This window comes from Bdellovibrionota bacterium (assembly GCA_040386775.1).
Classification (GTDB): domain Bacteria; phylum Bdellovibrionota; class Bdellovibrionia; order Bdellovibrionales; family JAEYZS01; genus JAEYZS01.
Genome location: JAZKEU010000001.1, coordinates 57,594 through 79,540, shown reverse-complemented (window position 1 = coordinate 79,540; position 21,947 = coordinate 57,594). Strand labels below are relative to the sequence as shown.

The 21,947-nt window shown below is 38.4% G+C and carries 25 protein-coding genes; 9 read left to right on the top strand and 16 right to left on the bottom strand.

Annotated features, from left to right (window positions below):
* Positions 1 to 4 precede the first annotated feature (4 nt).
* On the top strand, positions 5 to 457 hold the full coding sequence (locus V4596_00380; protein ID MES2767572.1) for a GNAT family N-acetyltransferase: 453 nt from the start codon (positions 5 to 7) through the stop codon (positions 455 to 457).
* A gap of 75 nt (positions 458 to 532) precedes the next feature.
* Positions 533 to 1,642 carry a M28 family peptidase gene (locus tag V4596_00375; protein ID MES2767571.1) on the top strand — a complete coding sequence of 370 codons (1,110 nt, stop codon included), beginning with the start codon at positions 533 to 535 and terminating at the stop codon, positions 1,640 to 1,642.
* Positions 1,643 to 1,730: 88 nt separating this feature from the next.
* On the opposite strand, the gene V4596_00370 is transcribed toward V4596_00375, so the two are convergent.
* The 3 genes from V4596_00370 to V4596_00360 form a co-directional block, all read right to left on the bottom strand.
* Entirely contained in the window at positions 1,731 to 2,429 is a 699-nt protein-coding gene (locus V4596_00370; protein MES2767570.1) for a hypothetical protein, read from the bottom strand.
* 77 nt (positions 2,430 to 2,506) lie between these two features.
* A complete protein-coding gene (locus V4596_00365; GenBank protein MES2767569.1) occupies positions 2,507 to 3,772 on the bottom strand; it encodes an FtsX-like permease family protein in 1,266 nt (421 codons plus the stop codon).
* 22 nt (positions 3,773 to 3,794) lie between these two features.
* Positions 3,795 to 4,385, bottom strand: coding sequence for a hypothetical protein (locus V4596_00360; GenBank protein MES2767568.1), 591 nt, complete (start codon positions 4,383 to 4,385; stop codon positions 3,795 to 3,797).
* A gap of 223 nt (positions 4,386 to 4,608) precedes the next feature.
* Here V4596_00360 and V4596_00355 point away from each other — a divergent pair, with 223 nt between their 5' ends.
* Positions 4,609 to 5,532, top strand: coding sequence for an HD domain-containing phosphohydrolase (locus V4596_00355; GenBank protein ID MES2767567.1), 924 nt, complete (start codon positions 4,609 to 4,611; stop codon positions 5,530 to 5,532).
* Here V4596_00355 and V4596_00350 read toward each other — a convergent pair.
* Entirely contained in the window at positions 5,529 to 6,428 is a 900-nt protein-coding gene (locus tag V4596_00350; GenBank protein ID MES2767566.1) for a LysR family transcriptional regulator, read from the bottom strand. The genes V4596_00355 and V4596_00350 overlap by 4 nt on opposite strands.
* A 245-nt stretch (positions 6,429 to 6,673) precedes the next feature.
* Here V4596_00350 and V4596_00345 point away from each other — a divergent pair, with 245 nt between their 5' ends.
* Positions 6,674 to 7,618, top strand: coding sequence for a hypothetical protein (locus V4596_00345; GenBank protein ID MES2767565.1), 945 nt, complete (start codon positions 6,674 to 6,676; stop codon positions 7,616 to 7,618).
* A 59-nt stretch (positions 7,619 to 7,677) separates the two neighbouring features.
* Here V4596_00345 and V4596_00340 read toward each other — a convergent pair whose 3' ends face one another.
* The 3 genes from V4596_00340 to V4596_00330 all read right to left on the bottom strand — a co-directional run bounded on the left by V4596_00340 (position 7,678) and on the right by V4596_00330 (position 9,202).
* Positions 7,678 to 8,238, bottom strand: a complete 561-nt coding sequence (locus tag V4596_00340) for a YdcF family protein (GenBank protein MES2767564.1) — start codon at positions 8,236 to 8,238, stop codon at positions 7,678 to 7,680.
* A gap of 1 nt (position 8,239) precedes the next feature.
* Positions 8,240 to 8,626, bottom strand: a complete 387-nt coding sequence (locus tag V4596_00335) for a RidA family protein (GenBank protein ID MES2767563.1) — start codon at positions 8,624 to 8,626, stop codon at positions 8,240 to 8,242.
* Positions 8,627 to 8,743: 117 nt separating this feature from the next.
* Positions 8,744 to 9,202: an Hsp20/alpha crystallin family protein gene (locus V4596_00330; GenBank protein MES2767562.1), complete on the bottom strand. Its 459-nt coding sequence runs from the start codon at positions 9,200 to 9,202 to the stop codon at positions 8,744 to 8,746.
* 171 nt (positions 9,203 to 9,373) lie between these two features.
* Here V4596_00330 and clpB point away from each other — a divergent pair, with 171 nt between their 5' ends.
* Both clpB and V4596_00320 read left to right on the top strand, forming a co-directional pair.
* Positions 9,374 to 11,968 (top strand): ATP-dependent chaperone ClpB, encoded by a 2,595-nt coding sequence (gene clpB, locus V4596_00325; protein ID MES2767561.1) that lies wholly within the window; start codon positions 9,374 to 9,376, stop codon positions 11,966 to 11,968.
* 5 nt (positions 11,969 to 11,973) lie between these two features.
* Positions 11,974 to 12,615, top strand: a complete 642-nt coding sequence (locus V4596_00320; protein MES2767560.1) for an NAD-dependent epimerase/dehydratase family protein — start codon at positions 11,974 to 11,976, stop codon at positions 12,613 to 12,615.
* A gap of 10 nt (positions 12,616 to 12,625) precedes the next feature.
* Here the strand turns inward: V4596_00320 and V4596_00315 are convergent, their stop codons facing one another.
* On the bottom strand, positions 12,626 to 13,324 hold the full coding sequence (locus V4596_00315; protein ID MES2767559.1) for an RNA pseudouridine synthase: 699 nt from the start codon (positions 13,322 to 13,324) through the stop codon (positions 12,626 to 12,628).
* Positions 13,325 to 13,456: 132 nt separating this feature from the next.
* Between V4596_00315 and dcd the strand changes: the two genes are divergently transcribed.
* Complete coding sequence (dcd, locus tag V4596_00310) at positions 13,457 to 13,990, top strand: dCTP deaminase (GenBank protein ID MES2767558.1); 534 nt, start codon at positions 13,457 to 13,459, stop codon at positions 13,988 to 13,990.
* Here the strand turns inward: dcd and V4596_00305 are convergent.
* The 3 genes from V4596_00305 to V4596_00295 all read right to left on the bottom strand — a co-directional run bounded on the left by V4596_00305 (position 13,987) and on the right by V4596_00295 (position 16,779).
* Entirely contained in the window at positions 13,987 to 14,805 is an 819-nt protein-coding gene (locus tag V4596_00305; protein MES2767557.1) for a hypothetical protein, read from the bottom strand. The two genes, dcd and V4596_00305, sit on opposite strands and share 4 nt — an antisense overlap.
* A 113-nt stretch (positions 14,806 to 14,918) precedes the next feature.
* Complete coding sequence (locus V4596_00300; protein MES2767556.1) at positions 14,919 to 15,890, bottom strand: cation diffusion facilitator family transporter; 972 nt, start codon at positions 15,888 to 15,890, stop codon at positions 14,919 to 14,921.
* Positions 15,871 to 16,779, bottom strand: a complete 909-nt coding sequence (locus V4596_00295) for a DMT family transporter (GenBank protein MES2767555.1) — start codon at positions 16,777 to 16,779, stop codon at positions 15,871 to 15,873. Before V4596_00295 ends, V4596_00300 begins: the two co-directional genes overlap by 20 nt.
* A 112-nt stretch (positions 16,780 to 16,891) precedes the next feature.
* Between V4596_00295 and V4596_00290 the strand changes: the two genes are divergently transcribed.
* Positions 16,892 to 17,257: a high-potential iron-sulfur protein gene (locus V4596_00290; GenBank protein MES2767554.1), complete on the top strand. Its 366-nt coding sequence runs from the start codon at positions 16,892 to 16,894 to the stop codon at positions 17,255 to 17,257.
* A gap of 79 nt (positions 17,258 to 17,336) precedes the next feature.
* On the opposite strand, the gene V4596_00285 is transcribed toward V4596_00290, so the two are convergent.
* From V4596_00285 to rpmG, 3 genes are all read right to left on the bottom strand, one after another.
* Positions 17,337 to 17,789, bottom strand: a complete 453-nt coding sequence (locus V4596_00285) for a hypothetical protein (GenBank protein ID MES2767553.1) — start codon at positions 17,787 to 17,789, stop codon at positions 17,337 to 17,339.
* A 103-nt stretch (positions 17,790 to 17,892) separates the two neighbouring features.
* Complete coding sequence (locus V4596_00280; GenBank protein ID MES2767552.1) at positions 17,893 to 18,222, bottom strand: hypothetical protein; 330 nt, start codon at positions 18,220 to 18,222, stop codon at positions 17,893 to 17,895.
* 207 nt (positions 18,223 to 18,429) lie between these two features.
* The gene (gene rpmG, locus V4596_00275; GenBank protein ID MES2767551.1) at positions 18,430 to 18,609 is read right to left on the bottom strand and encodes a 50S ribosomal protein L33; all 180 of its coding nucleotides are present in this window, start codon (positions 18,607 to 18,609) and stop codon (positions 18,430 to 18,432) included.
* Positions 18,610 to 18,755: 146 nt separating this feature from the next.
* On the opposite strand from rpmG, the gene V4596_00270 reads away from it, so the two are divergent.
* Complete coding sequence (locus V4596_00270; protein ID MES2767550.1) at positions 18,756 to 20,243, top strand: OmpA family protein; 1,488 nt, start codon at positions 18,756 to 18,758, stop codon at positions 20,241 to 20,243.
* 3 nt (positions 20,244 to 20,246) lie between these two features.
* Here the strand turns inward: V4596_00270 and hemF are convergent, their stop codons facing one another.
* Positions 20,247 to 21,146, bottom strand: coding sequence for an oxygen-dependent coproporphyrinogen oxidase (hemF, locus tag V4596_00265; GenBank protein ID MES2767549.1), 900 nt, complete (start codon positions 21,144 to 21,146; stop codon positions 20,247 to 20,249).
* 174 nt (positions 21,147 to 21,320) lie between these two features.
* A complete protein-coding gene (locus V4596_00260; GenBank protein MES2767548.1) occupies positions 21,321 to 21,854 on the bottom strand; it encodes a hypothetical protein in 534 nt (177 codons plus the stop codon).
* Positions 21,855 to 21,947 lie beyond the last annotated feature (93 nt).

Below are 21,947 nucleotides of genomic sequence, written 5' to 3'. Positions count from 1 at the left end.
TTTTATGAAAATCACAATCAAACATCTTTTTGAAGTTCCAAACCACACCGCCGAAGTTGCGGAGTGGATTTATCAAGAATTTTGGGCAGATAAGAATGAACTTTCGGCAAGAGACTTAGAGAAATTATTAAGAGCGGCAAAAACTCCGGATCAACTGCCCTTATCATTAGTCGCCATGATCGATAAGAAAATCATCGGAACCATTAATTTTATTGTAAATGACGACAGCGATCGCCCGGAACTCACTCCCTGGCTCGCAGCCCTTATCGTAAAGCCCAATCTTAGAAAGCAAGGAATTGGCTCACAGCTTGTGAACGCGCTTTTGAATAAGGCAAAAGATCTGCACATCAAAAAAGTTTATTTAGGAACGGACAATCCAGATTTTTACACGAATCTCGGCGCCAAAAAACATGAGGAAAAGCGGCCCGGCTTTTTCATTATGTATTTCAATATCTAACACTCTTCACAAATACTAAAAAATTGATATACACCGGTGATTTTAGTGGTACGCTATTTCTCGAGGGGAACAAGGATGTCACAAAAAGTCAAAGCACTCATTATCAGTTTTATTTTATTATCGGTGATTCTCATTCAAGGATCAGAAGTTCAGTCTACCGCTTCCAACGGAAGATACTGGGCGATAAAAGTCCACGATCACAATATCGTGAGTGAAATTGGGAAATACACTTACTCATTCATCAGTAAGGCTCGTGTACAAGTGGTTGAGTTTAGAGAGAACTACTCCTATGACACAATCCCTTCTCATCTAAAGCAATACTTACGCCCCTTCAACCCTGACTCATTAGTTGCCTATGAGAATAATTATTCTACCTCCTCTCATATCTCTCAATTTTTTAGCAGGATGAAGGCTAAAGCCGAAATCAAAGAAGTTCTTAAAAGTATCACTCCAGATTCTTTCTATAATCGCGTAAAAAGCATCACGGATTTTGGACCGCGTACAAATACTAAAGCCATTGAATCCTTCGTTAAAGAATTCGAAAAAATGGGTTACGAAACAACTCACAATTTTAATATCGAAGCTTGGAAAAAAGGAAAAGTTGATTCTTCAAAATTTGTTATCGTGATGGGCCATATGGATACTGTAGCTAGAACAATGGGTGCAGACGACAACGCGAGTGGCGCAGCTGGTGTGCTTGAAATTGCCAATGCCTTAAAGGATTTTGAAAGTGATTACTCAATTCTATTTATGCTCACTGAAGACGAAGAGGTTGGGCTTGTAGGCGCCGAAAGATACGTTAGATACTTAGAGAAAAATGGTCTTAAAAAAGACGTTCTCTTTGTGGTGAACATGGACATGATCGCTTACAATTCTAATGGTGTTGTAGATCTTGAGACGGAAGATCAATTCGAAGACCTCGCAAAATGGATGGCGACTCTCACAACACAATACACTGCGCTCACTCCCAACATCATGCTAGATGCTTGGGCCTCTGATCATGTACCGTTTATTCAAGCGGGAATCGAAACCCTGCTCACGATTGAACACTGGAATACGCATACACCTTGCTGGCATAAAGCGTGTGATACTTTGGATTCCATCAACCCGACATTTGGAGCAGAGATTGTAAAGCTCAATCTAGCCGCGACGATTGAAAAGGCTAAGGTAAAAATTAAGCCTTAGATTCTAGGCTGACTTTTTCTTTTCAATAATTTGTTTTTCGGACAAATGACTTGAAGTTTATAATCATAGGCGGACTGTATATACCCAGTTAGTTCGTTCCCTGAGTATCGTCTATTTCGGGCATTGGTTTATTGTAAGGATTTCGTTTCGGTTTTGATGCCCCGTCTTTTTTATCTAGCATTGCCATAAATTGGCGAGAACATTGGGACGTAGACTTTTTGTCTTTAGAGCAGCTCAATATTGCCTCTAAAAATACATCACATGATTTTTCAGTTCTTTTAGGATTTTTGATTGGATCTCTTGCGCGGGTAGCCTGACATGCCAATTGTGTTTTCGTAACTGGATCGCTAATTTTCACAGGTTCTGCATTACAAAATCTCTTTTTTCCAACATAATCAATTTTATACTTATAAAAACAATCAGAACCTTCTACACCTTGCTGGAATTGAAGTACTTTATTATTTTTATCGGTTTTGATATAAAATGCATAATCAACAGTTTGAAACTTAGTGTAGCCTTCACCTGACTCTTCATTAACATCTTTGCGGAATACTTCTAACTCACTGAAGTTTGGACTTGCAGATACTTTAATTACTTTATCGAGTTCAGCATCAAATAATTTTGCTATGGCCTTCACGGGAAACTTCTTGGGACAATTCGTAATTGCCGAATAACTCAGCGGATTTTTTGAACATACTGGATGCAAAACTGAATCTAACATGCTTTGAGCGCTGGCTTCGGATATATTTAAAAATATCACTAAAACTGATAAGATAAAGATCTTCATTAAAGTGTTCTCCCCTAACAATAATTGTATCGTTTTATAGACAATCGAACAACAGGACTAAAGTCTGAAATTGTCTTTCAAGATTTACGCAAAATATCCTGAGGTTGAAACGATGTGATCAGGCGCGCAGGATAGCGAGCGCTCAAATAGCTAATGGTGAAGGTAATGCCCAAAATCCAGAGGTATTCCTTCACGTTGAACTGCACTGGGATTGTTCTGTCATAATAAACGTCAGGAAGATTGATAAATTGGAATTTCGCCAAAATTATGCAAATCGCAAGGCCCACCAAGAACCCAAGTAAAACTCCCGCCCCGGAAAGCAAAAATCCAATCTGTGTAAATACGCGCACCAGATCTTTTTTCTTCATTCCTAAAGTCAAAAGCACGCCAATGTCTTTTCTTTTTTGTGTCGCCAATAAAACCAAAACTGTTACGATCGTAAAACATCCAATTAAAACCGATAAAAATAAAAAGAAACTGATCAAAAGCTTTTCCATTTTTAAAGAATAAAAGAGCGAAGAGTTTCTTTCTCTCCACGTTTCCACTTGGTATTTCTTACCTTTAGAATTTATCAGACCAATTTGCGCCACAACGGCATCGAGATCTTTGTGATTATCGAGATAAACTTCCAAGAGCGATTCTAAGCTGATTGAATCCCTAAAAAGTTTTCCCTTTTCTCTTTTTTTATAAATCACGACTTGAGAATCAATGCTTTGAACACTGGTTCGGATAATATCTGCTACGCTCATCTTTACAAACTGAGGAAGCTCTCCCGGTGGCAAGATCAAGGATTCCGGTGGAGTTAAAACAATTTGATCTCCTACAAAAACTCCTGTTTGATACGCAAGCTCCGAACCAATCATAATGTCTTGGTTTGTAATTACCATTTGGGATTCCGGTGTTTGATCCCATGAGAATTTTTTGATTTTATTTTGACCAAATAGTCTTGAAGCTTCGATAAAGTGCTGTAAAGATTTTTCCTCTAAGCCTTTGGCAATCGCTCCACTGTAATGTCCACTGGGTGTTCTTAAAACAATTTGCTCTTGATCAAACAAGAATGCATTGAGCTTTGTTTTCTTTTTTAGATCCGCTGCTAGATCTGTGAGCATGTTTTTTTCTAAACGAATGTCATCGGTTTTGGCTTTGACGATAAGGTGCGGTTCGAAATTGATCAAACGATCTTCGATGGCATTTCCAAATCCACCCATCACGCTCGTCACAACAACCATTGCCATCGTGCTCACCCCAATTCCCAATAGTGAAAGCCAAGCAATGGCCTTTGTCACAGAGCCTGCATTTTTGGAAAATAGGAATTTTCTAAAGAAGAACCAAGATGTTTTCATGACTCAAACATCTTTTCAGATTTTATTTCTTAAAGCAAGATAAGATGAAGTTTTTGAATCTAGAAAACAATGACCCACTCCACAAAGACTCACCGAGCAAACTATTAGATCCCAAGCTCTGGGAACCTAAAATGGGAAACCCAGAGAATCCCAATCCTTGATTGAACTGTCTGAGCATCAATTCTTTTAATTCCGGCTCGACACATGTCATGTTTTTTAAAATTGAAATAGAAATATCCACAGTTCTCTGCTGTGGATTTCTGTCAAAATGAATCGCTTCACTGGCAGTATCATCCGGAGTGAGTCCGTTTTGCGCCAGGTCTTTAGAACTCATTTCACTCTCAAGGATGACGCCCGTTCTCACTCCATCCAAAATATTCCACTCTGTCAAAAGCCCCATCACGGACACTTGCTGCTTAATCATTCTGCGATCTTTATTCATCCAAACAAAAACATCGGTCTCAGAAATCTGATCCCTAAACCATCTGGTTTCAATTTGTTTGGATTCGATCTCCTGATAATCAATACCCACTTCCTTTAAAGAAGCTCCCACCTTGGCTGGATCTAAAAATAGCGGTGTGGGTTTTTGAGAGGCTTTAGAACTCTGTTGCATAGCCTATTATCGGAATATTTTTAACCTTAGTCGAGACATTCATTGAGGGCAATACAACATAAAGTCCTAGACATGGGTTATTCTCATTTCGAGACAATCAACAAACCAACTGGACTTCAATTCAGTGGTATAAAAACCGAAATGTTAATTAATGTTAATCTAGAGGTAAATTTTGTCGCTAGTTAAAGACTATTCACAAATTAGTATTGATAACATCCTGTCTATGTCGGGAGAGTTACCCTTTGGCGTGTATGTCAAAATCAGTGACGACAAATTCACATTGATCTTTAGAAAAGGTGACACCGTAGACCTCGAACGTTTTCACAAGTACGCTGCTAAGGGCGTGCAAGAACTTTATATTCATAAGGCCGAACGTCGCGAATACATCACAGCAACCGAAGTTTTAATGAACAAGCTTCAAGCCAATCCGACAGCTCCAATCACAGAAGCTCACAAAGCCATCGAAGAATTGACTGAGCAAACAATGTTTGAAATTTACGAAGATAAAGTTTTCGATGAGCAATCATTGAGACGCGCTCAAGCTATTGTAAAAAGTTATATTGATGTTTTGAAAAATGATCCTAAAGGACTTGCCACTTTCATTAACCTTTCAAGAAACGAAACTTATCCTTGTCGTCATGCTATCGCCACCTCTGTGTTTGCAGTACTCCTCGCCAGAGCTCATGAAAATCAAAACGAAAAGACTTTGATGATTGTAGGACTGGGCGGACTTTTACATGATCTCGGAATGAGCAAACTTCCCGAAGACATAGATGATGTGAACAGAAAGCTTACTCCGCAAGAATGGGCTGAAGTAAAAAAGCATCCAAATTTTGGCTTAGAAATGATTCAGGATATTAAAGCTTTCCCCGAAGAAGTGAAGTTCGTTATCGAACAACATCACGAGAATTGGGATGGCTCGGGTTATCCACGGAACTTGCGAGGCGCTGAAATCTTTTACCCCGCAAGAGTTATAGCCATCGCCGATGCCTTTAGTGCGCTCACCACAAAACGTGGTGGGAGATCACTCTATAAACCCGAAGACGCTCTTGCACTGCTACTCACAGAACACAGAAAATACGATCCCCAACTGATTAAAGCCTTCAGATCTCTCTTCAACGTCAACATTGTTAAAAAAACTGGTTAAACCAAATCAAATTTGGCTTTTTTTAATAAATCTACAATTAGCTCTGTTCTTTTTGTTTGTTTAGAACCAATTTTCTTGGCTAGAAATATCGGGCAAGACGCAATTTCATTCTTGAGCTTGAATTCTTTTAACTCTTTAGAGCGAAGCTCTTCAAACAAACAGTGAGTTGGAAACACCCCAACTCCAGCTCCTTCTTTGAGTGCATATATGGCTCCTGCCAACGTTCCTATTTTTACTGTGGGCTTTCTCATATTGTTTTTAAATTTAGACCATACACCATTGGTCTTTGCCCAGGTTGTGAAGAACAACTCCCACCCTGGATAACTGATGATTCGCAGAGATTCATTCTTCGAAACAAAAGCCTCAAAGAGATCAGTACTTTTACCAACTAACGAATATTGTTCATCTGAGAATTTCTCAAATCTCAACTCTGGAGTTAGCTTCTCACCTGTTACAAATCCAAAATCAAAAGTTCCATCTATAATTCCTTCTGCAATTTTATCATTAGGCAGGATTGAAATTTCAAATTCAATTTCTGGATACTGCGTAAGCTGTGACATTATTTTTTTATAATGAGGCGTCCACTGACAACTTTCAGGCATGGCATATCGAACCAATCCTTTGGGTTGAGATCTGCTTGTCTTGAATTCACCTTGAAACTCGTCGACACTCTCGACAAGTTTATTTCCAAAATTATAAAACTCCCTAGCTGCATCTGTAGGAACAATATTATGACCAACCCTTTCAAAGAGCCTTGCCTCTAGAATCTGCTCAAGTCGCGAGATCTGCTGACTTATAGTTGGCTGAGTCATTTTCAGAGACCTTGCGGCCTTAGAGAAGGAACCATCTCTGATAACCTGGATAAATATCCGAATTGTCTTAATATTCATATCCATAGATAAACCTTATGCTGAGTATATAATTTATAGGAATTTACTTTAATACTAAACATTCATAATTTCTTTTTGAATTTAAAACAAGGAGATATTCAATGTTTAATTGCACAAAAATCTTATTATTAATAATGGCGTTTTCTCTATCCTCTCACGCCTCACCCACTGCAAATTACTTTAGGGTGTGGCAGGGATTTAAGAGATCCCAACTTACTCAAAATGACCTTCACGAACAAGTCGCTATCTTTATGAAAGACACTTTAGATTTGTATGGTACAAAAAAAGCACTCAATAATTATTTAGTGATTATACCACCTAAAGAAAAACCGTCTTACGTTCCCGATGAGTTTGCATTGGTGGGGTTAAGCTCAGAACAAACTTACCGAGAAATTCGTGCAACGCCAGCAGGAGAGAACTATTCAGCAAAGCACTGGGATATTTTTGATAAAGAAACTTCAAGCAGTGCTAAGACTTTTATCGATTACTCAAAACAGCCGCCTCAAAATCTAACCCACAATGCCGCCTATGATATGCTTGGAGAGCCAATAGATTGGTCTTCTGGTTACAATAGAGTTTATATTGGCCTGAGAAAAGATCATCTCGATTCACAAAATTTTTTATTGAGACTAAAAAATCACATCGAGTCAGTAAAAAACCAATTGGGCACTCAAGGCCTCAAGGGCTACATTGTTCTTGCCAATGAGAACTACGAAGTGGCTTACATGAACTGGACTTCAAAAGAAGATTTTGATAAAGCGCAAAGTAGTTCTGACTTTAAAATCATCACTGAAGATGCCCAACAATTTATGGATAACCTCATGTATGCAGAAGCTATAGACCACAACGCAGGAGAGCCTATTTCTTACGGCATGGCGTATTCAACACTTTCTAAAAAATCAAAAACAAGTCCACGTACAATCTATAAATGCTACGGCAGTTCTGACGACCTAGTCGAAAATGACATTTACGCAGAAGTTTTTGAATCAGAAAAAAAGTTATATCTGAGTCTAGAAATGCCACCTTCAATCCAAGAAACACTTTCAATCGATAGAATTCAAGAGCCTGAAATTTTATTTTATGACATATTTATGAATAGAGAAAAAGGCATCGAACTTGAAGTTTTCTTAGATGATATGGGCAGTATGTCATCGCTAACTTTTGAAAAACATAAGTACTCTTTAAGTTGCGAATAAAAAATAATCTCAAGTACACTTTTTTCAAAGTAGCTCTTAAAGTGAATGCAGCTTAGCTATCAATAAGTCCATACTGAATAGAACAAAGATTTAATCGCTTCTTCATATTCCTCAGAGGTATCGCCACCGAGAACACTTCTTTTTATGATATTAAAGCCCTTCGGGAAATTTGCTTTAAAGGTTTTGTAGGCACGGTACATGTGAGTTTGGCTAGTGATCAGGATCATATCTTTGCATTTAAAAGCATCCACCAGTGTATAGGTTTGTAAGGCATTACCAAAAGTGGTCTTAGAATATTTTTCTAAGATCACATCATCGGGATTTAGATCTCCGTAATAAGGCCACTCAGGATAAATATCTCGAAGGTTAGCCTTTTCATAAACTCCAGAAATAACAAGTTTCCGTATAGACCCGCGAGATAAAAGTGCCAAACCATCTTTTACTCTCCCGCGACTCCCCGTCAAAACTACCGCGCAATCAGCCACAGAATCCTCTGTCCATGCCGTTACTTTTTCTGTTCTCACGTTTTTTAGCTCTTTTAAATAAAACCCCAAGGTGAGTATTCCACTCACCACTCCAAAGATAATAATAAAAAACCATGGGGTTTGATTTTTAAGCATTTTACTCTTTATGAGCCAGAACTTCGATTTCGACTCTTACGCCCTTGGGAAGACCCGCTACCGCTACCGTTGATCTTGCAGGATAAGGTTCTTGAAAATATTGACTGTAAACTTCGTTAACGTTCCCGAAATCAGCCATGTCTAAAATAAAAATCGTTGTTTTCATCACGTGCGAAAAATTCATTCCGTTGGAGCTAAGAACAGCTTTGATATTTTCCATGACTAATTTTGTTTGATCTTGAACAGATGCCAAAGATTTTACTTCATCCGTTTTTGGATCAATTGCAATTTGGCCTGAGCAGAATAAGAATGGACCATTGGCTATAGCTTGCGAATAAGGACCCACGGGGTTTGGAGCGGATAAGGTTTTTACTGCTTTTTTAGACATATGAATCTCCCTTGAAATAAATAAAAAATGGCTAATACTTTCTAAAGAAAGTACTGCATCAGAAGGCGGAAACCAAGAGAAAATTTCCGCCTTCACCGACTATAAGATACTATAAGATTAAGATGAGGCGATTTTTAGTTTTTTAACTTTAGAGACTTCCTTATTTTTCGGAATCTCCAGAGTTAAAACGCCATTTTTAAAGCTTGCTTTTGAGGCATCAGAATCTATCGCTTCTGGAAGTCTCAATACTCTTTCAAAGCTTCCATAACTCGCCTCATAACGATGGTAATGCTCATCTTTATTTTCTGACTCTGCTTTTTTCTCACCTTTTATTCTTAAAATATTATCTTCAATCGTTACATCAAAATCTTTTTCTTCCATGCCCGGAAGTTCCGCAACAACTTTGTACGCGGTTTCCGTTTCGCTAATGTTTAAACTTGGAACAAAGTCCGTAGTTAAAGACGGTGTTAAAGATTTATCCCAACCATCACCAAGGTCTCTAAAGAAGTCCTGGAATAAGCTTGGAATCCCAGACCCATAGTAATTTCTGGATATTAATGAATTGTTGTTTCTCATAACTTTTCCTCCTATTAAAGTGGATTGTAACCACTTGATCTACATTAAATGTGTAAGTGCTTTCAAAGCTGTCAAGGCCTTCCTAAAAGCCAACTGATCGATTATTAGAATTCTTAAAAACTACTAATGCTCGCCCTTGACAGAAATTGTTATGAACAACACATTAGAGCCATGGATATAAATAAATTTACACAAAAAAGCCAAGAAGCCCTTCAGAGCGCTCAAAATATCTCCGCAGAAAATAAACATCAAGATGTGGATGTAGATCATCTAATCTACGCACTACTTAAGCAAGATCACGGACTCATTCCAGAAATATTTAATAACCTAGGTGTAAATTTAAAGAATATAACAAATGATATTCAAACAGAATTAAACAAGCGTCCCAGTGTTACCGGTTCTGGCGCCGATCCCAATAAGATTTATATTACACCAAAATTAAATCTTTTAATGTCGAGCGCAGAAAAAGAAGCCAAAAAATTTGGCGATGAATATATTTCCGTAGAACATTTTATTTTAGCGGTCTTAGAAAAACAAGAACCGCAAAATATATTCCAAATTTTTAAGAAAAACTCGATCGTTAAAGATAATTTCTTAAAAACTTTAACCAAAATTAGAGGAAGCCAAAAAGTGACATCACAAAATCCAGAAGAGACATATCAAGTTTTAGAAAAGTACGGTCGTGATTTAGTAAAAGAAGCCAACAACGGAAAAATGGATCCTGTGATCGGTCGAGATTCAGAAATTCGTCGCGTTATCAGAATCCTCTCTCGAAAAACAAAAAATAATCCTGTTTTGATTGGTGAACCCGGGGTAGGTAAAACAGCTATCGCCGAAGGCTTGGCCCAAAGAATTGTTCGTGGTGATGTGCCTGAAGGGCTGAAAGATAAAACGGTATTTGCTCTCGATATGGGCGCCCTTGTTGCCGGAGCAAAATACCGCGGCGAATTTGAAGAGAGGTTAAAAGCCGTTCTCAATGAAATTAAAAAATCCGAAGGAAGAATCGTATTATTTATTGATGAGTTGCACACAATTGTGGGTGCAGGAAAATCAGACGGAGCAATGGATGCTGGTCAATTGCTAAAGCCTATGCTTGCCCGTGGAGAGCTCCACTGCATTGGCGCTACAACACTTGATGAGTATCGTAAATACATTGAAAAAGATCCGGCTCTAGAAAGACGCTTCCAAACTGTATTGGTCGAACAACCCAACGTGGAAGATACAATTTCTATCTTGAGAGGGATCAAAGAAAGATTCGAAGTGCATCATGGCGTAAAGATTCAAGACAGAGCCCTGGTTTCTGCTGCGGTTTTGTCTGATAGGTATATTACTGATAGATTCTTACCTGATAAAGCGATTGATTTGGTCGATGAAGCTTGTGCAAAAATCCGAACAGAACTCGATTCAATGCCCTCAGAGCTCGATCAAATCACGAGACGCATGATGCAGCTACAAATCGAAGAGACGGCTTTAAGAAAAGAAAAAGACGAACAAAGTAAAGATCGCCTTCAGAAATTACAAAAAGAAATCGCAGATCTTAAAACTGAATCCTCAACCATGAAAGCTCAATGGGAAAAAGAAAAAGGTCAAAACTTAGATGTTCGGAAAATCCGTGAACAGATTGAGCAATACCGAAACGAACTCGAAAAAGCCGAGAGAAGCTATGATTTAGAAAAAGCCGCAGAACTAAAACTGGGTAAAATTCCAGAGCTCGAGAAAAAATTAAAAGGCTTAGAAGAAAACGCGCAAGAAACAAAACTTTTGACAGAAGAAGTGAATGAAGACGAAATCGCAGACATTGTTGCCAAGTGGACCGGCATTCCTGTAAAAAGACTTCTTCAAGGCGAAAAAGATAAACTTCTTAAACTTTCAGAAATTTTACACGACCGCGTGATTGGCCAAGACGAAGCCGTAGAACTTGTTTCTGATGCAGTTATAAGAGCAAGAGCTGGAATCAAAGATCCTAAGCGCCCAATTGGCTCATTCATGTTCCTAGGACCAACGGGTGTTGGCAAAACAGAACTCGCAAGAGCCCTTGCAGAAAATCTTTTTGATTCCGAAGACAATATCATCCGCATTGATATGTCCGAGTATATGGAAAAGCATGCGGTATCTCGCTTGATCGGCGCACCTCCAGGATATGTAGGCTACGATGAAGGCGGACAACTCACTGAAGCCGTAAGACGCAAACCCTACTCTGTAATCCTGTTTGATGAAATTGAAAAAGCGCATCCAGATGTGTTCAACGTTCTTCTGCAAGTTTTAGACGACGGTAGAGTGACAGACTCTCAAGGAAAAACAGTAAACTTTAAGAACACAGTGATCATTATGACTTCCAATATTGGCGCGCCAATCCTAATTGAAGAAATCAAAGACGGCGGAGATATTTCAGAAAAAACTAGAGATCGAGTTTTAAAAGAACTAACAAGTCACTTCCGTCCAGAGTTTTTAAACCGAGTGGATGAGGTGGTATTGTTTAGCCCGCTGAAACTCTCAGAGATCGGAAAAATCGTAGATATTCAATTGGCACAAATCACAAAACGTCTAACCGATAGAAATATTAAAATTTCTGTGACGGAAAAAGCGAAAAAATTTATTGCGGAAGAAGCCTACGATCCAATTTACGGAGCAAGGCCTTTAAAAAGATTTATCCAACGCAATATCGAAACTCAACTTGGGAGAAAATTTATCGCCGGCGAAGTCAAAGATGGATCTCATGTAGAGATTGATGTTAAAAATGAAAAACTAGAATTCACGGTGAAGTAGGTAAAATGATAGCAGTTATCGCAGGAGCTACCGGATTGGTTGGATCATATCTTGTGCAACTTCTTTTGACAAATACAGAAATCACCTCCGTAATTTCTGTATCGCGAAAGTCTTTGAATATTAACAGTCCGAAGCTAAAAGAAGTTATTGTTTCTGATTTTTCTAAGCTCGATCAACACATTTTAGATCTCAAAGGAGATCTTTATTTTTCGTGCTTAGGTACAACCATTAAAGACGCCGGTAGCAAAGAAAATTTTCGTAAAGTTGATTTCAATGCCATTGTGGATTTTGCAAAAATTGCTAAAGCCAACGATGCAAAATCACTCACCGTGGTTTCAGCTTCAGGTGCTAATCCCAAGTCTCCTATTTTCTACAGCAAGATCAAGGGCGAAACAGAGCTTGCCCTTATGGCGCAAGACATACCTTCTCTTGTAATCTTCAGACCTGGATTACTTATTGGAAATAGAAAAGCAAGGCGACCTACCGAGAAATTATTTATTGAAGCATTTAAAAAAATTTCTTTAATATTACCTACTAAACTTCAAAAAATTGTAGGTACCGATGCTCGGCTGCTCGCTCAAAGAATGCTTGACGAAGCCAAAGTACTTTCTAAAGAAACCGTAATTATTGAATCAAAAGATATTTAATATCTAAGGCTCAGTAATCAAATTCGATTAACTTTTTAAAATAAGAAGGAACATCCGCTTTAAAGCTCATTCTCCGTGCTTTAAAGGGATGCGTGAATTCAATGGAGCTTGAGTGAAGGTATAGATCTCTAAAATTATCTTTCTTTCCGTACTTCTCGTCACCCACAACAGGGCAACCTTTGTCTGCCATATGGACACGAATTTGATTTTTTCTACCTGTAAGAAGGTTTATTTTTATCAAAGAATATTTATCTGTTTCATTTAGAACTTCGTATTCCGTTTGCGCAAGCTTACCTTGGTTGTCTTTTTGGCTTGAATGAATCACGTAATCTTCATCTTCGGTGAGATAACTTTCGATCAAACCTTTTTTATCTTTCATTTTTCCATGAACGATCGTGTAGTAAGTTTTTACTGTAGATTTCCAATTGTTTTTTAAGTACTGCTGAACGCTTTCCGTTTTTGCAAAAATCAAAACTCCTGAAGTTGCTTGATCCAATCTGTGCACCACAAAGACGCAGTTCCGCGAACGAGGATTTCCTTTTCTCACATACTGATTAAGAGCATTGTGAATCGTATTCACTTTATCAAACTTCGCCGCCACCGTAAGATAACCCGGCGACTTGCTCCCCACCAAAAGATCTACATCTTCATGCAAAATCTTGTAACCTTTCGGCTGATATTTTTTTGGTACTTTTTTGATACTGCTCACTAAATAAATACATATCTGAACATGAGAAGTCCTTGTAGCTTTTAAGAGCTAATTATAAATAATGCATTGCAACCTTATTGCTTAGACTCCCCCTGATTGCTAAAAGGTACTCTATCTAAACCAAGGAAAATCATGATTCTCACAGACCAAGAAATTCTAAAGTGCATTGAAGAAAAATCCATCGTTGTTGAACCCTATAGACCAAAATGTTTAGGCACCAACTCCTACGATGTGCATCTCGGAGCAACTCTTGCTCTCTATACAGATGAAATTTTAGATTCTAAGAAACACAATAAAATTCAACCCGTAACCATCCCACCCGAAGGTTATGTATTAATGCCTGATCAGTTTTATTTGGGCGTGACGGAAGAATACACCGAAACTCACAAACATGTTCCATTCCTTGAAGGAAAATCTAGCGTCGGTCGTTTAGGAATCGATATCCATGCCACGGCTGGTAAAGGTGATGTGGGTTTCTGTAACTATTGGACTTTGGAAATTTCTGTGAAAAAACCTGTGAGAGTGTATGCAGGAATGCCGATTGGTCAGCTGATTTACTTTGAAATCAAAGGCGACATCACAAACTACTACAACAAAAAATCAAATGCGAAGTACAACGCAAGAACTGATCAACCGACCGAATCCATGATGTGGAAGAATTTTTAGAGTGCAGCTTTTAAAATCTGAAGCATATTCATAGATTCTTTAGGAGCCGATCCTTTTTTCTGTACATACAATTGCAATGCAAGATCATAGGCTTTTTCACTGATCATGACGATATCGTTTTCTTCCATTTTAATTTTGGATCTGTGATTCAAATCGTATGAACCGCCTATGTTCGAAATAAAATCTAAAGAAGCCTGATCCAAATCCTTAAATAGTACATACTGAACACCATCGACGTTATGAAATGGTGACGCTCTCAACATATTCCGCCCCTCATACGTCACGGGAATAGGTCTTTTTTTAGCAGAATTTTTAAGACTTATTGATGTCAAATCTCCGTTGAATCTATATACGCTGGCGTAGTCTTTGTTTTGAATTACGACCACTGAATCTCCACGGAATTTTTCTAAAGTACTCGCATCACTAAGATTCACTTTGTTTGTGGATCTTTCTGCAAAGAGACTATGAATTCTAGAAACAGAATCATCTTCTAGATTGAATTCGAATTTTAAACCGCGTCCTTTTCTAGATTCGTGAACTGACACCAAAAGTAGCAAAGCACCAATCCCGTCGTTTCTAATGGTTTTTGTATAAATTTTTACAGTAGAGTTATTTGGAGCATTTAAGATTTGCTCGAACATGTCCAATAAAACATCACCCGCATTCATGGATACTGGCTCTGACATTTCAACATTCTTTAGAAGCTGTTTTAGAACCTGTGACTCAAAAAGACCTGCACAGGTATTCGCGAAAACTTTTGAACCGATTACACTAAAAGTTAAAACTAGTGCCAAAATCAAACTAGATAATTTCATATAAAATTCCTTAGATCTTACCAAATAGCCTGGAGACCTGAATGTTAAAATTCAAACAATTTATAATGGATTTAAGAGCAAAGGCTGTGCCGAACTGAATATATTAAAAGAAATTAACATTCTGTCGTAGATTCCGTGAACTCTATCTCAATAGTGGTATGCCAGAGACCGTATTTTTTAACTTCATCTCTCGCCCACTTTTGCACTTCAAGATAACTCTCTTTATCGGCGTCAGCCTTGAGAACTATATGCGTAGTGAGCACATGTCTTTCACCATCGAGAGACCAAACGTGTGTGTGATAAACCTTAGAAATACTTTTGTGCTTTGCTAATGCTTCCTCTATCAGAGTTTGATTGATCGAAGCTGGGGTTGATTGCATGAATACGAAAAAGACTTGCTTAAAATTCCTAAACACATTGAACACAATGATCGTAGTGATCATCAATGATAAAATCGGGTCAAGAATCGGAATGTCTTTAAACTGCAAAACGATGGAGACAATCAGCACCGCAAGCCATCCCAATACATCTTCCATCAAATGCCATGAAACTACTCTTTCATTCAGCGAGGTCCCGGTTCTTATCAACAAAACAGACGCACCATTTACGACCAGTCCCGCAATAGCAAAGTACATCATTCCTTTGGCATGCACCGACTCTGGATTCATAAGTCTAGGAATCACTTCCGTCAAAATCCAAATCGACCCACCCAATAAAATTACTGAGTTGATTACAGCTGCAAGAAGCGAAAATCTACGATAACCAAAAGAGAATTGTTTATCACTTTTCTTATTAGAAACTTTTTCTAAATACCAACTGAGAGCTAAAGACAAACTGTCTCCAAAATCATGAAGAGCATCAGAAAGAATTGCTGTACTGTTTGTCATGATGCCACCGATCAGTTCTACAATGGCCATAGTAAAATTTAAAAGGAAAACCACGAATAACTTTTTTTGTGTCGTCATACCCGGAACATAATGATGGTGATGCCCATGGTGACTATGTGAATGACCAGGCTTGTGATCATGTTTATGATCATGCCCGCCATGGTCATCGTGATTGTGATTATCGTGTGAGTTTGCCAACGTATTTTCCTTTGCGCTTAATATAGTTCTGATAAAGCGTACTTAAAACTACACTTACAAGGATAATCAAAATCCCGAAACTTGCAAGAACAGTCAGAGTCTCATCAAAAAAGATGTAACCAAAGCCTGCGCCTAAGAAAATTCCGAGATAGTTAAAAATACTGATATAGCCTGGGGCATCCGCCTGGTAAGCCTTGGTCATAAAAAGCTGAGCAAACCACGTCACAATCCCTAAAAAGAGAAAGAGTAGTGATTGTCTAAAATCTGGCGTAACCCATCCACCACCTATCTCTGTAAACAAAAATGGAAATGAAATGATTGCACTTACCATCGGAAAGTAAAATACGATTCTTATTGGAGGCTCTTGATCTTTTAATTTTCTGATCAAATTGTAAGTAAGACCTGACATAAAGGCGGCGGTAATTCCTAGACCCAATTCTATCCAGCTGATGCGGTAATCAAATCCTTTCACCATCATCACACCCAAAAAAGAAAACAATAAAAAGAACCACTGAAGCCAAGTCGTTTTCTCATTTAAAATAAATCCCGCTAAAATCGCCGTGAAGAGAGGAGCCAAATATTGGATCGTAACTGCCGTCGTAAGCGGCATTCTCTGTAATGTATAAAAAAATAGCATTAAGGAAATTGTTCCCGTTATACCCCTAAGTAAAATCATTTTAGGATTACTGGGCTTAAAGGAAATCTTCATTTGTTTTAAAGTAAAGTACCCAATGATGCAGGAAATGGTGGCTCTAAAAAATACGAGTTCGAAAAAAGGGATGTCCTTTAAGTATTTTACGACCACATTCATAAACGCAAAAAATAAAGTCGATAGCAATATATTGAGGATTGCATTTTCAGTTTGGAGCTTCTTGAGATTGACTTTCATTTATATATTTTAATGTACTCCTCTGTCTTGCGCTTGCCAAGTATATCTAAATGAATAATAATTGAAAACGCATTGAAAGCTTAATGATTAACGTTAACCTATGGAGGTTCTAATGAACTCTAGACGTAGTTTCCTGAAAATGATTCTTGCCGTACCCGCAGTTCTTGCTATGGGCAATATGGCATTTGCTCAAGAAAAGAAGAAGAAAAAAGGGGATGCAGGAGCTGCAGCCGCTGAAGTTGGCCAAGCCGTACCTGGAAAAGGTGCAGCTGCAACGATTAAATATGTAGAGGACAAATCAAAAGTTGCAAAAGCTGATCAAGTTGCAAAAAGCGGAATTACATTTGAAAAGCAAACTTGCGCAAACTGCATATTGTTCCAAAACGGTCTTTGCACAATTATCACTGATAACAACAAAAAAGTAAAACCTACTGCGTGGTGCCCAACTTGGACACACAATCCCGCGGTTCCTGCTTAATCAAAAACTAAAAAAAACGCCGACTTTTTTGAGTCGGCGCTTTATTAAGTCAGTTTAAAGTAAACTAGTATCTCGACGATTATTCTCCCTCACATCTAATTTTGCCTTTAAATGTTTTCGTTGAGAGTTCCGTACCCGGAGTGCTGGAAACTTGAGTTACGGTGTATGTTCCTTTATAAGAACGACCATCCGCCCATCTGACTTGTTTGGCATTGATGACCAATGAGAGAGATACGTACATATCCAGCGGATTGCCTTCGCTGTCAGTATCTGGTTCAGCATAAGCCCCAAGTCTTAACTCCTTACCCACATTAAACCAGTAAGGAATTTCATCAGCTTCATATGACTTCTTGAACGTGTACTCCTCTATACCTACTGTGAGTCCATTTTTTTTAATCCTTACTTCCGCCGTGGAGCCTGATACAATGGGATTACCGAAAATACGGCCGTTAGTGAGATTTACATTAATTTTTATTTCATCGTTCTCTACCGAACAGTTTGTCCCGCCCGTAGCAAACGCTACATTCGACAAAGTCAGCATAAGAATCGCTATAAAAAAAATTTTCATATTTTATTTCTCCATTCATTATGATCTATGATTCGTTAATATACTAAATTGCGCCTATCTAAAGTGATCACTTTTTACAAGACGTAGTTACTTTAAAACCTTCAAGCTGTGGACACATTCCTGGTTCCTTGTCCTTTTTCCATTGAGGCTCTGCCACTATTGAACATTCATTGGACAAGGCAATTTGATATCCAACATCTGTCGTGCTGATGGAAGTAATGTAAGTTCCGCGATTGTCATTCACCGCTTTTTCTAAAGCCGCTTGCACATCTTTATCCTCTAACATTGACGAGATCTCCATTTTCTGAGGAATAAAGGCGTAGTACGGTGGTGAACAAGCGTAAGTTTTAGCTGAATTTAAGATAAGCACTGAAGCGATTAAAATAAATAATTTCATAGAACTCCTCTATATTATTAGTTTTTCGTAGGAGTAATCGAATATAAGAAAATTGTAAAAGGGAGAATAATAAACTGTAATATAAAGACAATTAATTAGATAGGTATGGATGTAGGAACTACTAAAATGTTTGGTAGAATCTATAGCTTAAATAAAAAAAGCACCCTGTAAGGTGCTTTTTGTGAAGATAATTAAATAAAAAATTAATTACTTAATTTCTTTATGAATCGTGTGCTTCTTTAAGAACGGATTGTACTTTTTCTTTTCTAATCTTTCTGGATGAGTTTGTGTGTTCTTCGTAGTTGTGTAACGAGAAGGCGGTTTTCCTTCTTTTCTGGCTTCTGTACATTCGATTGTGATGATTCTTGTTTTGCCTTTTTTAGCCATAAAAATTCCTTAAATTTCGATTTCAAGTGTTTGTTAAGAGTGGCTAAATTAGAGATTCTCTGTCCTTAAGTCAAGAATATTACTTTAAGCTATCGGACTGCCACTCTTTCCTTGAAAAAAGGACATTTTGAACCCATCCTTGAATAATGAAAAACATCAAGATTATTAACTACTTAATGATTCTTCTACTGACAACCAATTCCCTAGCCAACGTCATAGGAACAGACGCTCAGAACTTCAATAGTATCTCGAGCGGTTTGGATTTCGTAACGGTTCAGTCCTCAGAGACCTTGGCTCCGGGAGTTTTCAACTTGGGGCTGTTTTTCAATTACGCAAAAAACACTCTTCCCTACTTCTCGCAAGGCAAAGAAAACGATTCACTTCTTATTGCAGACATGAACATTGGTTACGGCCTTGGAGAAAACTGGGATATCGGACTCAGTTTTCCATATTTGATTGATCAATCCGTAAAGAGCACAACTGCTGGCGGAGAATTTGTCGATCAAGGTTTTACAGAATATAGAATCAATTCCAAGTACAGACTCTTTGGAGACAACACTGGCGGCCTCGCTCTGGTGGGTTCCGTAAATTTCAATAGAATTGAAAACAATCCTTTCGTTGGAGAAGGCTCAGGCCCCACTTACAATTTAGAATTGGCAGCAGATACAACTTACAAAAAAATCGCACTTGCAATCAATGCTGGTTATCGCTTTAGGGATCCTGGTGAACAGATTGCTTCTATTCCAGAAATTGCGCCTTTTGAAAATCAATGGATCGGATCTCTCGCTGCAAGCTACTATGTTACAGAATTAAATTTAAAGTTGATTGCAGAAATCTTTGGCAGCTGGCCCGCAGAAAAAAGCTCTCTCAATACTCAGAGAGAACTTTCCTCTCTAGAGTGGTTAGCAGGCGTTAAGTACAATGCTTCTCAAAATATCGCTCTACATGCAGGGGGCGGAACAGAACTTCTCCAAGGCAGTGCGACTCCCGACTGGAGAATCTATACTGGAATCAATTGGACATTCGGCCCACTCTTCAAAAAAGAAAGAGAGATTGATCCTGTCACTCAAAAAGAAGAAAGTTCTCCCATCTACAAAGTGACTCGTAACGAGGAAGAGGAAGTGATTTCTATCGAAGTGGATGATCTTGACGGTCCGATCGCGGAAGAAGAATCATTCTTAGTTCGCGATATCTTATTTGAATTCAACTCTGATCAACTGGACGACAAGTCTCTTGAGACTTTAGATAAATTTGCAACATACTTAAAGCGCCCACCGGCACTTGAGCAAGTGGTTGTCGAAGGTCACACCGATTCAATTGGTGCAAACAAATACAATCTTGAACTCAGCAAGAAGCGTGCGATCTCTGTTGGTAAGTATCTCGTGGATCAACATAACATTCCAGTTTCTAAAATTAGAGCTATCGGTTACGGAGAAACTCGTCCAATCTCTGATAATGGAAACTTCCAAGGTCGCGAACAAAATCGACGCGTAGAATTCCAAGTGACAAGAAAAGGCGCCTCAGAATCTTTTAATGGAAATAACATGCAAGAGGTTGGTACTAGCACTAAAAAAGATCAGCCCATAAAAAAGGCTCCAGTAAAAAGAATTCTTCAAAAGAAAAATAAACGTTAAGAATTAATCGCCTAAAGAATTTATCCAATCCCGGGGCTTTAGGTAATTTGCTAAAGCCGCTTCCGGACTGCCGGGCTTTGTTTGGTAGTCATATTCCCAGCGTGCTTTGAGTGGTAGAGACATTAAGATAGATTCGATTCTCCCGTTGGTCTTCAAACCAAAGATAGTTCCGCGATCATATAGCAGATTAAATTCCACATATCTTCCACGTCTGTATTCTTGGAAGGTTTTATTTTCCTCTGTGAAAGGAAGGTGAAGTCTTTTTTCCACAATAGGTAAATATGAATTTAAAAATGAATTTCCACAAGCCTTCGACATTTCAAATACAGGCTGTTTGCTGTCGAAGGCTGTACCTTCTAATTGATAATCAAAAAAGATTCCCCCTACTCCACGCGTTTCTGCTCGGTGGGGCAAGTAAAAATATTCATCGCAAGTGGCTTTAAATTTTGGATAAAGATCTTTGCTAAATGCATTCAAAGTATTGGCGTAAGTCTTGTGAAAGTGAATAGCATCTTCTTCGAATAAGTAATAAGGAGTAAGGTCAGCACCGCCGCCATACCATGCAGCACTTCCACGCTTTAGATATCTAAAATTGGCGTGAACTGTGGGTACAAAGGGGTTCTTAGGATGAAGCACTAAAGAGATTCCAGTAGCGTAGAAATCAAGGCCTTCTCCGTAAGGAATTTTTTCGGCAAACTCAGGCGAGAATTTTCCGAAAACTTCAGAAAAGTTTACTCCACCCTTTTCTAGGAATTCTCCGTCTAGAAAGATGCGGGTATCACCGCCACCGCCTTCATCTCGCTTCCAAATGTCTTGCCTAAAGGGGGTGCCTTGGATTTTTGCTAATGAATTCGAGATTTCTTCTTGGAGACTTTTAAAAAAAATTGACTGGGGAGTTTGCATTTTAAAATCCTAATATTATCTAAAAAGTTAACAGCCGAAAGAATTTAAATACCTCAAATCTTCCGATGTCAACTGTACGCTTACGCGGCCGATTGAATTTTGTTTATTTATGAAGATTATATCGGCCTTGTGGTCGGCTGTTAACTTTTTAGATAATATTTAGGATTTTTATTTCTAAAAGTGGTTCTTCTTGGCTTTGGCTTGTTCTATTGGAGATTTTGCCTTAGGGATGTATTTGCGCTTTTCTCGAGGCACTCTTTTTAGAGGTTGATCTTCGCCACTTTCGAATACAGAGGCCACCATTCTAGTAGGTCTTGACTTCATCACTTCCGCATCTCTTTCGGCAAGATACATCTGCTGATACTTTTCATTCATTTTAGTTTCTGCAAGTTTTTCTTTTTCATATTCTGCTTCAAGCTTGGAAAGATCTTTTTCTGCGGGTTGCGTATCCATTTCTGCTAAATGTTGAAGCCGAGTTCTTTCTTGCTGAGCCTTAGATTTTTCCATTTCGGTAAAATACTCTTCTACGCCGACTCTTTGATTACGCGCTTCGGCTCTTTTTTCATTCACAAATGCTTGGTAACCGGGATCTTCCTGGAACCTAATATATTCGTCGATCTTATAATAGCGCCCCTCATAATAGTAGCCATCGTTAGAGAAGACTCTCCACGAGAAAAATATAATTGCTAATAATATAAAGACCTTCATACTACTTTAACGGCTTAAGTCTGTTGATTACTTAAGACTTTTGTGGATTTTTGAGGGATTGATCGATATTATCTCAATCTGAGACAGCAATGG

Coding starts and splice junctions, on each gene's coding strand:
- V4596_00380 (MES2767572.1), top strand. CDS start 5: ATGAAAATCACAATCAAACATCTTTTTGAAGTTCCAAACCACACCGCC.
- V4596_00375 (MES2767571.1), top strand. CDS start 533: ATGTCACAAAAAGTCAAAGCACTCATTATCAGTTTTATTTTATTATCG.
- V4596_00370 (MES2767570.1), bottom strand. CDS start 2,429: ATGAAGATCTTTATCTTATCAGTTTTAGTGATATTTTTAAATATATCC.
- V4596_00365 (MES2767569.1), bottom strand. CDS start 3,772: ATGAAAACATCTTGGTTCTTCTTTAGAAAATTCCTATTTTCCAAAAAT.
- V4596_00360 (MES2767568.1), bottom strand. CDS start 4,385: ATGCAACAGAGTTCTAAAGCCTCTCAAAAACCCACACCGCTATTTTTA.
- V4596_00355 (MES2767567.1), top strand. CDS start 4,609: ATGTCGGGAGAGTTACCCTTTGGCGTGTATGTCAAAATCAGTGACGAC.
- V4596_00350 (MES2767566.1), bottom strand. CDS start 6,428: ATGGATATGAATATTAAGACAATTCGGATATTTATCCAGGTTATCAGA.
- V4596_00345 (MES2767565.1), top strand. CDS start 6,674: ATGAAAGACACTTTAGATTTGTATGGTACAAAAAAAGCACTCAATAAT.
- V4596_00340 (MES2767564.1), bottom strand. CDS start 8,238: ATGCTTAAAAATCAAACCCCATGGTTTTTTATTATTATCTTTGGAGTG.
- V4596_00335 (MES2767563.1), bottom strand. CDS start 8,626: ATGTCTAAAAAAGCAGTAAAAACCTTATCCGCTCCAAACCCCGTGGGT.
- V4596_00330 (MES2767562.1), bottom strand. CDS start 9,202: ATGAGAAACAACAATTCATTAATATCCAGAAATTACTATGGGTCTGGG.
- clpB (MES2767561.1), top strand. CDS start 9,374: ATGGATATAAATAAATTTACACAAAAAAGCCAAGAAGCCCTTCAGAGC.
- V4596_00320 (MES2767560.1), top strand. CDS start 11,974: ATGATAGCAGTTATCGCAGGAGCTACCGGATTGGTTGGATCATATCTT.
- dcd (MES2767558.1), top strand. CDS start 13,457: ATGATTCTCACAGACCAAGAAATTCTAAAGTGCATTGAAGAAAAATCC.
- V4596_00305 (MES2767557.1), bottom strand. CDS start 14,805: ATGAAATTATCTAGTTTGATTTTGGCACTAGTTTTAACTTTTAGTGTA.
- V4596_00295 (MES2767555.1), bottom strand. CDS start 16,779: ATGAAAGTCAATCTCAAGAAGCTCCAAACTGAAAATGCAATCCTCAAT.
- V4596_00290 (MES2767554.1), top strand. CDS start 16,892: ATGAACTCTAGACGTAGTTTCCTGAAAATGATTCTTGCCGTACCCGCA.
- V4596_00280 (MES2767552.1), bottom strand. CDS start 18,222: ATGAAATTATTTATTTTAATCGCTTCAGTGCTTATCTTAAATTCAGCT.
- rpmG (MES2767551.1), bottom strand. CDS start 18,609: ATGGCTAAAAAAGGCAAAACAAGAATCATCACAATCGAATGTACAGAA.
- V4596_00270 (MES2767550.1), top strand. CDS start 18,756: ATGAAAAACATCAAGATTATTAACTACTTAATGATTCTTCTACTGACA.
- hemF (MES2767549.1), bottom strand. CDS start 21,146: ATGCAAACTCCCCAGTCAATTTTTTTTAAAAGTCTCCAAGAAGAAATC.
- V4596_00260 (MES2767548.1), bottom strand. CDS start 21,854: ATGAAGGTCTTTATATTATTAGCAATTATATTTTTCTCGTGGAGAGTC.